Here is a 12,153-nt window from a genome sequence, read left to right as displayed (position 1 = left end):
GGGAATTAAGTGCGGAAACTTCCTGCTTAGACTAACCCGGTGCAAGCGGAGTTGGGGATGTTTTCGTGCAGGAATTATCTGGACAAAAAATTGGGCTGTGGGTGAGAACCGCAGCCCTCGGCAGCTATTTGCCAATTTCAAGAATCTGGAACGAGCCTGGAATCATGGGTGCACGCGGGCCACGCATCCACGCTGGCGCACCGGGTGGCGGTTGGGGCGCATTGGCTGGCGGTGCAGCGGGGACGGGGCCATATTCAGCGGTGATGGTAAAGATGTGACCGGTCTTGGTATCGAGCGTAAGCACCTTGGCGCGAGCGGGCGTCGGAATGGTCTGCTCCACACTGAAGCTGGTCGGCGATTCCTCTTTGATGACGGTGAGCGTGCCATCGCCTTGTGAACTGAAGGCTTCCATTGTCTCGGGATTGAAGGTAGCTCCATCGCAGCCATTGCCAATGGGCAGATCGGTGATGATATGACCGTCCGTGGCGGAAAGGATAACCATGTTTTTGTTCTCGCGGCAGGCGGCGAAGAGGATATTATTCTTTGCGTCAAGAGCGAGGCCAGCGCAACCGGAGCCTTTGCTGGAGACGTCATATTTTCCGGTCATCTTCATGGTGCTGGCGTCGATGACGGCGATAGCGGCTTTGTCTTCGATGTCGACGTAGATTTTGCCGTGGCCGTCGGTGACTGCCTGCTCGGGGGCACCGCCAATGTCGATGGTTCCGAGGATGGAGCCGTCCTTGTCGTCGAGCACGGTAATGTTGGGCGCCTGATGGCTGAGAACATAAAAGTGGTGGTTGTAGGTATCGTTCAGATAGCCGTCAGGATTGCCTTGTACGTCGATCTTCTTGATGACAGCGAAGGTCTTAGCGTCAAACATGGTGACGGGTTTTGACGTGGCGAACCCATGGCCGGTTGCTGTATCGACCGCGCCACCGTGACCGCTGGTTCCGGGAATATCACCAACCTGCGCCAACGTGTCGAGATTGAAGACACCAATGTGGCCGGAGGGGCCTGAGCGCGCCACATAGAGATTGCGTCCGTCCGGATCAGCAGTGACGTAATCGAAGCCGCCTTCGCCGCCGGTGAGCTGGATTTTGAGGACTTTGTATGGGCCGCTCTCCTGCGCGTGAGCAGGAACTACGACCGGAAGAGCAGCAGCGAACGCGATGAGAACCAACGACTTCGACAGCATAGATTCCGCTCCTGGAAGTGATCTGGAAACCGCAAAACCTGTCAATTCAAGTGACTAAGTGGTCTTGTTTATTCTCCGCAAGGAGCATACACTCCGATTCCTTAAGCCACGCTTAAGGTTGGGCCAAAATCTGCGTTCAACGCGCGTCGCGACTGATTGTTCCCTGCAATGCTTTAGCAACTTCGCTGGCGATATCGTCCTGGATCATGATGCGTTCTTTGAAAGGGCGATCGTAAGTATCGGTCCAAATGACATAGCCGGTGTCGGCTCGGACGAGACGCGCGGCGATGCGTACCCATGTGCCATCTTTGCGAACGCTGCCGTCGAGGATATAGGTAACGTTGAGCGCGCGGGCAATTTCAGGAAGCGGAAGCTGTTTGCCCTTGAAATAAAAGGATGCGGTGGCAGCGGGAACGCGCAGACCGGCGATATTGCTGAGCTTGTCGATCAGCTCCTCGGTCATGCCGTCGGCGAACTCTTCCTGCTGCATACCTGGCGTGAGATCGAGCAATGGAAGAACTGCAATGGATCGCTCAGGCGGCGCTGGCGTGATTGCGGCTGAAGCGGTTTGTGGGATCGAAGTCGGACGGCCGTAGACGAAAAATGCGGTCATGAGAGCGGCGGTAATGGCAGCTACGAGAATCCACTGGAGATCAAACCGGCGCGAAGTTTGCGGTTGTCTGGCTCCGCTTGAGGTTTCAGGTGCCGTGAATGTCGGTTGACCATCCTGATCGGACGCGGCTAACCGTTCGACACGGGCAACCAAGCGGTAGCCGAGGCGGGGAACGGTCGCAATGTAAGCGGGCTGTTTGGGGTCGTCGCCGAGCGCACGCCGCAGGGATGCTATGGCCTGATAGACGGAATCGGAGGAGACGGCGACACCTGCCCAGGCGGTTTCAAGCAGATCGTCGATGCTGACAACTTCGCCTGCATGGTCGGCGAGAGCAAGCAGCAGCCGCATCGGCCGTTCTTCGAGGCGAACGATGTTGCCGTTGCAGCGGATCTGGTTAGCGGCTGGGTCTACAGTCCACTCGCCGATCCGGAGATTTGCTGTATTGACAGGGTCCATTCGATCTATCTGGCTTTCTATCGAGCTTTCCGAAGCATCTTTCAGAGCTTTTTCAGAGTGTTTCAGACCGGATTCAGGACTTTCTACTCCTTTGATGGATAGCGTAGCAGCTGCCGCGGACCATCGCGCATATCCAGTTGAGGTTTAGACCATGCCCGCTTTTTCACGCCGCATTTGTTTGATTCGCTTCACGTCCCTGGCCTTCGGAGCATCCCTTTTGTTGTTTGCCGGTATCGCGCAAGCGGCAAGGCACCCGGAACTGCCCTCCTCCGGCACTTACAAGATCGATCCGGATCATAGTTTTGTTTACTTCAGCGCCTGGCACCACATCGTCGGCGTGGTACGCGGACGGTTTGACAAGACAACCGGCACGATCATCGTGGGACGCGATCCGGCCGAATGTGCTGTGGATATCTCCATCGACACGGCGACGATTAACACTCAGAACTCTGAACGTGACGAGGATCTACGCGGGGCAGATTTTTTCGACACGAAGCATTATCCCGCAATGACTTATCGCGGACGAGGCATTCACCACGACATGCAAGGACGATGGGTAATGGACGGTGAGCTGACGATTCGCGGAATAACGAAGACAGTGCCGATTGTTTTCTCATTCAAGGGCGCATTCCCGGATACCCCTGCAGGCAAACCGGAACGGATCTCCTTTCACGCAACCGCGGAAACGAAGCGCGGAGATTTCGGCATGGTGCGCGACAACCTGATGGAGCTTGGAACATCACCAATGAAGCCGGATGTGGCGATTGAGATTGATGTGGAAGCAGATGAGATGGTGGCAAAGCACTAGACAGGCAACGCGGGTTCTGCTGAAGCCGATCTATGCCTACACGTTAAATCAGCGCACATTCCTGCTCTGCCCTATCTCCACCAGAGGTCAACCATCTATACTCGGTTGACTTCTTTTTTCTGGAGATGCACGTTATATCCGCTTTACGTTCTCTGGGCTTATTGGTTCTTGTCGTGTGTGCCTTCGTTCTTATGAATTCTCCGGCTCAATCGCAACAGCCGGTTCCTGACGCAACATCTTCACAGCCAGCTTCCATCGATGCGCCTCAGCCGCAACATACTGAAGGTTTCTTTTCCCGGCTCAGCCGTTTTTATCACGATGACTGGTTTCCCGCTCCGGCTACAGGGCCGGCCACATCTGCACCGGCACGCCGTGGATTACCATCACCGCTCGATTCGCCGCCCTTTCCCGCATCCGATTGGTCTTATGGCGGCTCACCTGTCATCGGCGAGCCGGACACTGCCAGTTATCCACTGATGACAGCCCTGCACCCCAACGGCAACCTGCCTCGCACCAAGTGGTACGGATGGTTTGAGCCGACGGTCAATGGAAGCACCTCTTCGCAATCCAACATTCCCGAGGCGAATGATGTCTACTCAAACCGGCTTGAAATGAACCAGGTTGTCTTATACATCGAGCGGCTTCCAGATACAGTGCAACAGGATCACATCGATTGGGGTTTTCACATCACGGGTCTGTACGGAACGGACTACCGCTTCACCACGGCTAAGGGATATTTCAGTCATCAATGGATCGATCTGCACCGCCAGTATGGATTTGATCCAGCGCTTGAGTATCTGGATCTCTACCTTCCACATTTAGGCAAAGGCGGATCGGATCTTCGCATTGGCCGCTACATCTCTGTTCCCGGCATTGAGGCTCAACTTGCCCCAAACAATTATGTATTCAGCCACTCGCTGCTCTACTCGATCGACCCCTTTACCGACACCGGCATTCTGCTGACAACCAAGCTCAACGATCAGTGGCTAGTTCAGGCAGGCGTCGCAGGCGGTCATGATGTTGCCCTTTGGACACCCGACGCAAAGCCATCGCTCACTGTCTGCGTCGATTACACAACAGCCTCAGTCAACGACAATCTGTATCTGTGCGCCAATGGAATCAATGACGCCAAATATGCTTTCAACAACGAACAGCAATACGACGCTACCTGGTATCACCGCTTCTCTAAGACTGTACATCTGGCAAGCGAAGCCTGGTATATGTATGAGCGCGATGTGCCGGCTGCCGATCCGGTAGACACCACGCCGATAAAGCCCGAGCAGGGTACGAATCCTGCCTATTGTTATGGAAGCGAGCTTCGCTGCACCGCGCCCGAATATGCGGTGGAAAGTTCATTGCAGAAAGAGCTTACAGCTCACGACTTTCTCGCTGCCCGCGCGGATTTTCTAGACGACAAGAAAGGGCAGCGCACTGGAACAGCAACGCGATATTCCGAACTAACGTTGATGTGGAATCACGCCTGGGGCACAACAGTGCAGCTTCGACCCGAGATACGATTTGACCGCGCCTGGGATCGGGCCGCTTATGATGACGGCCGCGCACAGTTTCAGTTCACGGCGGCGAGTGATCTGATCTTTCATTTTTAGGCAAAGTCGCCTTTCGCGCGCTCTTGCGTAAGTCCACGATTACGCCCGCTTTCGATAGCAGCAATTTTTCGTTGCGTACAGGCGGCTGAACGCCTAAATTGCTGGGTATGATTCCGAACAGCCGGCGCATCTTCCTGAAGCAGTCTGCGGCTCTTACTGGAGCCTTTTCGTTGACCTCACTCTTTCAGCAGGCTCATGCTGCCGATTTTGCTGCGGCAACGCGCTCGGTAAGCCACCTGAATGCGCTTGAGGCTGCGCAGAACGAGGACTTCTGGGCGCCAATTCAGCGGGCATATTCGGTCAATCCGAACCTGATGAATCTGAACAACGGAGGTGTGTCGCCGGCTCCGATCGTTGTGCAGGAGGCTGTCGAGCGCTACAACCAGCTCAGCAATGAGGGGCCATCGTATTATATGTGGCAGATTCTGGACCAGGGCCGCGAGCCGCTGCGGCAGAAGCTTGCCCAGTTGGCCGGTGCAAAGCCGGCAGAGATCGCGATCAATCGCAATGCAACGGAGTCGTTGAATACCGTCATCTATGGATTGCCGCTCAAGGCTGGCGACGAGGTGATCGGCACCAAGCAGGATTATCCCAATATGATTCAGGCTTATAAGCAGCGCGCCGAGCGGGATGGCATTGTCTATAAGCAAATCAGCTTCGACTTTCCAATAGAAGACGATGACGTGATCGTGCGCGGATATGAGCAGGCGATCACGCCAAAGACAAAAATCATTCACGTAACGCACATGGTGAACTGGGTTGGGCAAACGATGCCGGTGGCGAAGATTGCTGACATGGCGCACGCGCACGGTATCGAAGTCATTGCGGATGGCGCGCACTCGTTCGGGCTGATCGATTTCCAAGTGCCTGATCTGCACGCCGACTACTTCGGAACCAGCCTGCACAAGTTTCTTTCGGCACCTATCGGCACGGGCATGATGTGGGTGAAGGAAGACAAGATCGAAAAGCTGTGGCCGCTGACCTGCAACTCCGTTCCGCACAGCACAGATATACGCAAATTCGAGACGCTGGGCACGCGCAGCTTTCCACTAGAGCAAGGCATTGGCGAAGCGATCAACTTCCACGAAGCTATCGGCAGCAAGCGGAAGGAAGAACGCATCCGCTATCTGAAGGACTACTGGGCGACCCGGGTACGAGAGATTCCTGGAGTCGAACTGCACACGTCGCTAAATCCCAAGTATTCATGCGCCATCTGCGGCGTCAGCGTGAAGGGAATGACGCCGGGCGATCTGTCGTCGGCGCTCTTCAACAAATACAAGATCCACACCGTGGGCATCGTCTGGGAAAACATCAGCTGTGTACGCGTAACGCCTCATGTCTACACGACAATCCCAGATCTGGACCGATTTGTAGCTGCCGTCAGTGAGCTCGCCTCGTCAGCCAAAGCCTGAAGAGATAGCTTCCGCTCGTGTGAAAAGAAGCAGCCCCCTATTGATTCCGCCAGTGAGCGCGGTTTGATTCGCAGCAAGCTCCTGCGATGACGTCTTCTGGGCGGGACCGGCAGGTTTTCCGTTCGTCGCGCATGTTATTCCACCAGTGCAGGTTATATGCATAATGGAGAGAATACGTTTCCTCGTTTTCTCAAAATTTCATTTGAACATTGACAATTTTTAACTTCTCCCGGTATTGTTGTGGGCGTCTTCGAATACGTTTACATCCAATAAATTCAATCGCATAACAAAAGGCGAAAGGGCGAGATGACGATTCGAATTTCTGAAAGAAAACAGTTACAGAAAAGGCTCGCAGAATTTACAGGAGGAAGCCGTAGATGCAGAAAATTGCTCTCGCTCAAGCGAGGAGGAGCAAGTTCGCCTTCTTGATCATGCTGCTGTGCATATTTGGCCCAGCAAGCACGCTAACCGCACAGGAATTCACAGGTCGCGTGACGGACTCATCCGGTGCTGTGGTCTCTAAAGCTCAGATTACCGCTCACAATTTAGATACGAACGTAGATACGAAAACCACAACTACCGATTCCGGCAACTACACAATTCCCTATCTGATTCCTGGCAACTATAGCGTCTCAGCCGAGGCCAAAGGCTTCGACACTGGGCTACACACCGGTATTGTTCTGCAGGTGGGGCAGACCTCGACGGTCAATTTTGCACTCAAGGTTGGTACAGCGTCCGAGACCGTTACGGTGAATGCCGATACCTTGCTTGATTTCGGCAAAGCCGACAACGGCGAGGTGGTTGAAAACACCCGTGTCACGGAACTTCCACTGAATGGCCGCGACCCAGGAATGCTGGCCATTCTCAACGCAGGAGCCATCTGGACCGGAAGCCCTCAATACCAGAGACCATTTGACGATACCCAGGCCAATCTTTCCGTCAATGGCGGCGGCGCAGGCAACACAGCGCTCATGCTTGACGGTGTCTCCAATACAGCTTCGACCATCAACAACACCGGCCAAGCCAAGATTTCCTATGTGCCCCCGGTCGACTCGGTGCAGGAATTCAAAATCATCACCAATCCTTACGATGCACAGTACGGTCTGCTGGCTGGCGGCGTCGAGGACGTAACGCTGAAATCCGGTACGAATCAGTTGCATGGCGACGTATACGAGTACGCTCGCCGTACCTGGCTCGATGCGAATACGTGGCAGGACAAGTGGGACATCGCCAATGCGACGCCCGGAACAGACATCACTCCGTATGCGACTCCGGAAATGAAATGGGATCAGTATGGAGCCGAGTTGGATGGTCCGGTCCGGATTCCAAAGCTCTACAACGGCCGCGACAAATCCTTCTTCACGATGCAGTATGAGAACTTCAACGAGATCGAGCCCAACGTCATCACAGAAGCGGTTCCCAGTCCGCAGTGGATCAACGGTGACTTCAGCAATCTCGTTTACTGGACTGGTTCCGCCTATGCTCCGATTGAAATCAAAGACCCCGAGAGCATTGTCCAGCAACCCGATGGATCCTGGGTGCGCCAGCAGTTCGGACCCAATGATCCCGTTAATCCCAACACTCCAGCCAACGTCATTCCAGCGAATCGCATTAACCCGATGGCTCAGGCCATCATGAAGCTATACCCTGCGCCGAATACAGCGACCGCGAACGGTTCCAATCCCTTCGCAAGCAACTATACGGCTCCCGGCAATGACACGGATCACTACCGCAACGTGCTCGGCAAGTGGGATCAGAACTGGTCGTCCAAAGACCGTTTCAGCATCCACTACGGATACTGGGAGCGCATCGAGCACCGCAGCTACGACGGCTTCACCGGCCCGGAACAAGAAGGCCAGTTGCCCCACGGTGAACGAAGCAACACGTTCACGTTACAGGAGACACACACCTTCTCGCCTAACCTGCTTTTCGACTTCCGCGCCAACGTCTCAGTACGCGCCGACTACAGCTACAATGGACCTCCATTCGATCCGACGCAGCTTGGCTGGACGGCTGCACAGACCGCTGCCATGGGGCCTGCGGCAGCTTCCGAATTTCCCTACCTCGATATCAGCGAATTTGCCAGCATGGGCACCAACAGCAACGGACAGACGATCAGTAACTCGCTATCGCTCTTTCCCTCTGCTACATGGATTAAGAACAAGCACACGCTGCATTTTGGGCTCGACGGTCGCTTCATGCAATCCGTGAATGATGTCGTAGGCGGCGGTAACAACTTCTGGATTGACCGTACCTGGACGCAGACCAACTGTGGCGATTGCGGATCGTGGGATCAAGCCAGCGGTAACTCGATTGCATCGTTCCTTCTGGGTAATCCGACCTCGGGCAGCGATGCCATCAACGTGAAGACCTTCTGGTCCGGCCACTACTGGGCACCTTTCGTGCAAGATGACTGGAAGATCACGCCGAAACTCACCCTAAACCTCGGCGTTCGCTGGGATATTATGCCAGCCGAAACAGAGCGGCATAACCAGGGCGACTATGCCTTCAGTACAACTGCAGTCAATCCCATCAACTCTTCTGTTTCAGTACCTGGATACAGCCAGATCCTTGGCGGCGTAACCTTTCTGGGCGCAAATGGAAATCCTCGCGGAACGTACAAAACCGGCTGGCATAACATTCAGCCGCGCGTAGGTTTTGCCTGGGCCTGGGATGACCGCACCGTTTTCCGTGGCGGCTTCGGCGAGTCCTTCCGCACCCCCGAGAACGCACCAAATACCCTTGGTTTCAGCTCAACCACCAACTATCAGTCTGACGATCCTTCGCGTCCCGCAACAACTTATCCAAACCTTGCCAATCAAATCGACAATCCTTACAGCGCGGTGATTCAGCCTACCGGCTCAACGCTGGGATTGCTCGAAGACCTTGGCCAAGGACCGTGGTACCTCAACCCCACGTATCAGCTTCCCAGCTTCTGGAATTACTCGGTTGGCCTTGAGCATCAGTTCTTCCGCAACGATGTGCTCAACATCCAATATGTTGGATCGCGTCTCTACAACGGCGACAGCAGTGACAATGTCAATCGTGAAAACTATCAGGCCATGATTCCCTGCAACCCGCAGTTCGGCGGCAGAATCGAGACCTGCAGCAACAACAACCTCACCAATCCCTTTGTTGGGATCAGCGCATTCAACGGATCGAGTTACTACAATGACGCGACCCTGAACGCTCTCAACTTTACCCGGCCGTTTCCTGAGTTTGGCGACATCACCGAGTATCAGACCAACTACTACCGCACCTGGTATAACTCGCTGCAGGTCACCGCTATGCACAAGTGGAGCAACTCTCTCACCGTGCACGGAACGTGGACCTGGTCGAAGCTCATGGATGCGGGTGGATGGGCTGATTCAACCTACCGCATCCCTTACCGCTCGATCGACGCCAACGATTACACCCACCGCGTCACGCTCTCGGGCGTCTATCTCCTTCCGGTAGGCAGAGGCCGCAGCTTCCTGCCAAATGCAAATCGAGTTGTCGATGGCGTTATCGGCGGATGGGAACTGGGAAGCCTATACATCTACCAGACCGGCGCACCGTGGATTCTGCCGACAAATCCCAACGAAGTGTATCTGCACAGCGCGTACGTCAAGCCACACATCCAAACAGACAACGGATATATCCGGCTGGCAGCGGCATGCGCCCAGCAGTATACGGAGGTGAATGGGACATACGTCTTGAAAAACCTGGCGTACGACTATGATGGCAGCTGCCCGAACGGCGCCGACTTCCAGCAGGTACCCACCTACGGCGAAACGCCGCAGAACGTATACACAGGTATTCGTATCCCGCGCTATCACCAGTTCGACGCCAACCTGTCGAAGAACTTCGCACTGTGGGAGAACTTCCACCTGCAGGTTCGCCTTGAAGCATTCAACGTGCTCAACCACCCGCTGTGGTCGGAATCCCCCGACGGCAGCACAAATGACACTTCCTTCGGAGAAATTACACGAGGCCCATCAGGACAAAGCAACCTGCCGCGTCAAATGCAGGTCTCGGCAAAGATCACCTGGTAGTAAGTCAGGATCATTCAATGCAAAAGCCCTGGCAACCGTGGTTGCCAGGGCTTTTTTGTTTTCAAGGCTGGAATATGCAGCTGGGACCAGGCTCTGCTCTAAGTGAAGAGATCCTTCATCTTGCTGATCATGTTGCGCGAGGCAGGTTTGTTCTCGATCTCCATGCTGTCCGCGAGTTGGCGCACGAGCTCACGCTGCGTGCGGGAGAGCTTCTTAGGTGTCTGCACCATCACCTGCACGATCAGGTCGCCGCGGCCGCTTTCGTTCAAATGCGGTACACCCTGATTGCGAATGCGAAACTCTTTTCCAGTCTGCGTGCCTTCGGGAACACGCAGAGTGACTTCACCTTCGAGCGCCGGAATTGGAATCTCCGCGCCAAGAGCGGCCTGCGGGAATGAGATTGGCACGACACAATGCAGGTCGTAGCCGTCGCGCTCGAAGAAATCGTGCCCACGCACGCCCAGGACAACGTAGAGGTCGCCGTGCGGTCCGCCGAAGCGTCCAGCTTCTCCTTCGCCGGAGTAGCGAATGCGTGTGCCATCTTCGACGCCGGCGGGAATCTTCACCTTCATCGGAAAATCGCGCAGCACGCGCGTCTCGCCGCGGCAAACGGAGCAGGGATCAGTGATGACCGTGCCCGAGCCATTGCAAGCGCTGCAGGTACGGGCCACTGAGAAGAAGCCCTGCTGATAGCGAATTTGGCCGCGCCCTTGGCATTGTGAGCAGACCGAGGGACCACGACCCGAGGTGGTGCCGGTACCATGGCAGGTTTCGCAGCTTTCGCGGCGGCGAACCTTGATCTCGGTTTCCTTGCCGAAGACGGCGTCTTCAAACTCGATGGTGATGTCGTAGCGCAGGTCTTCGCCGCGCTGAACGCGGGAGCCCCGTCGCTGGCCACCACCTCCGAACATCTCTCCAAAGAGGTCGCCAAAGATGTCGCCAAGATCGGCAGCACCCGCGAACGGCCCCTGACCGAAGCCTGCGCTCGTGGAGGCGTGACCGAAACGATCGTAGGCGGCGCGCTTGTCGGCATCCGACAACACGCCGTAAGCCTCACTGGCCTCTTTGAATCGCTCTTCTGCTTCCTTGTCGCCGGGGTTACGGTCGGGGTGGTATTTCATAGCCAGCTTGCGGTAGGCGGTTTTCAGCTCTACCTCAGTGACGCTGCGGGATACCCCTAGTACCTCGTAGTAATCTGCTTTGCTCACAGTGTTCCTGGTTGCCATTGTATGTCGGTCACTCGCTGATTCCTGCGGTCCCGGTAAAGGGCGAATGCTGAAGCAGGTCGCCAGGAATCAAGCGCCTGCTTTCGTTCTTACGTGAATTTTGCCGTTCGCGTTCCTGCCTGCTGTCCACAGGTTCGGTCCTACGCCTCGGTTTGCTGCGGATTGGAGACAACACGCACCATCGCCGGGCGGAGCAGGCGCTCGCGGATCTTGTAGCCTCTGCGAATCTCCTCGGCTACAGAGTGATCCGGAAGGTCATTCCGTTCCACCGATCCAAGCGCCTCGTGAACGCGGGGATCGAACTCTTGCCCGACCGTCGGAATGGCCTGCACCTGGAGACCTCGGAGCACCTCGTCCATCTGCTTCACGATGAGCTCGACGCCGGTGCGAAGTTGCTCGGCTGAGCCCTCAGCCTTGAGCGCGAGCGAAAAATTATCGAGAACGGGCAAAAACTGCTCGACGACGTTGCCAGTGGCGTAGTCGCGGAACTCCTGCTTTTCGCGCTCCTGACGCTTGCGGGCGTTGTCAAACTCAGCCTGCAGGCGCGCCAGGCGATCAAGCAGGTTGTCGCGCTCCGTTTTCAACGCGGCAAATTCATCAGCGCTGACGGTCGCGGCGGCGTCACCATTCTGTGCGGCCTCTGCCTTTTGTGCTTCGGCTGCCTCTTTTGCTTCTTCGGGGTAATCGACAACCGTAAGCTCATTGGGCTCTGCGGTTTGGTCAATCGTTGATTCTTCTTTGTGCTTTGCCATGCTACTCCATCTGATGCGTTCCGCTCGGTTGCGGATCATGTCAAATAATT

General features: G+C 55.6%; 8 protein-coding genes. 4 read left to right on the top strand and 4 right to left on the bottom strand.

Annotated elements, in window-relative coordinates; translation table 11 throughout:
* Positions 1-124 precede the first annotated feature (124 nt).
* Together OHL22_RS19250 and OHL22_RS19245 are read right to left on the bottom strand one after the other, a co-directional pair.
* The gene (locus tag OHL22_RS19250) at positions 125-1,195 is read right to left on the bottom strand and encodes a YncE family protein (protein ID WP_263341078.1); all 1,071 of its coding nucleotides are present in this window, start codon (positions 1,193-1,195) and stop codon (positions 125-127) included.
* A gap of 136 nt (positions 1,196-1,331) precedes the next feature.
* Positions 1,332-2,264 (bottom strand): winged helix-turn-helix domain-containing protein, encoded by a 933-nt coding sequence (locus OHL22_RS19245; protein ID WP_263341076.1) that lies wholly within the window; start codon positions 2,262-2,264, stop codon positions 1,332-1,334.
* A 151-nt stretch (positions 2,265-2,415) separates the two neighbouring features.
* Here OHL22_RS19245 and OHL22_RS19240 point away from each other — a divergent pair, with 151 nt between their 5' ends.
* From OHL22_RS19240 to OHL22_RS19225, 4 genes are all read left to right on the top strand, one after another.
* Positions 2,416-3,072 (top strand): YceI family protein, encoded by a 657-nt coding sequence (locus OHL22_RS19240; protein WP_263341074.1) that lies wholly within the window; start codon positions 2,416-2,418, stop codon positions 3,070-3,072.
* A gap of 191 nt (positions 3,073-3,263) precedes the next feature.
* Positions 3,264-4,679, top strand: a complete 1,416-nt coding sequence (locus OHL22_RS19235) for a porin (RefSeq protein ID WP_263341072.1) — start codon at positions 3,264-3,266, stop codon at positions 4,677-4,679.
* 107 nt (positions 4,680-4,786) lie between these two features.
* Positions 4,787-6,091, top strand: coding sequence for an aminotransferase class V-fold PLP-dependent enzyme (locus tag OHL22_RS19230; protein WP_263341070.1), 1,305 nt, complete (start codon positions 4,787-4,789; stop codon positions 6,089-6,091).
* A 377-nt stretch (positions 6,092-6,468) separates the two neighbouring features.
* Positions 6,469-10,125, top strand: a complete 3,657-nt coding sequence (locus tag OHL22_RS19225) for a TonB-dependent receptor (protein ID WP_263341068.1) — start codon at positions 6,469-6,471, stop codon at positions 10,123-10,125.
* A gap of 98 nt (positions 10,126-10,223) precedes the next feature.
* Here the strand turns inward: OHL22_RS19225 and dnaJ are convergent, their stop codons facing one another.
* A complete protein-coding gene (gene dnaJ, locus OHL22_RS19220) occupies positions 10,224-11,351 on the bottom strand; it encodes a molecular chaperone DnaJ (protein ID WP_396127118.1) in 1,128 nt (375 codons plus the stop codon).
* 140 nt (positions 11,352-11,491) lie between these two features.
* The gene (gene grpE, locus OHL22_RS19215) at positions 11,492-12,103 is read right to left on the bottom strand and encodes a nucleotide exchange factor GrpE (RefSeq protein ID WP_263341066.1); all 612 of its coding nucleotides are present in this window, start codon (positions 12,101-12,103) and stop codon (positions 11,492-11,494) included.
* Positions 12,104-12,153 lie beyond the last annotated feature (50 nt).

Origin of the sequence: Acidicapsa dinghuensis (assembly GCF_025685685.1) — a bacterium.
Lineage (GTDB): Bacteria > Acidobacteriota > Terriglobia > Terriglobales > Acidobacteriaceae > Acidicapsa > Acidicapsa dinghuensis.
Note: the sequence above shows the minus strand (reverse complement) of the source record. Positions and strands in the feature narration are given on the sequence as shown.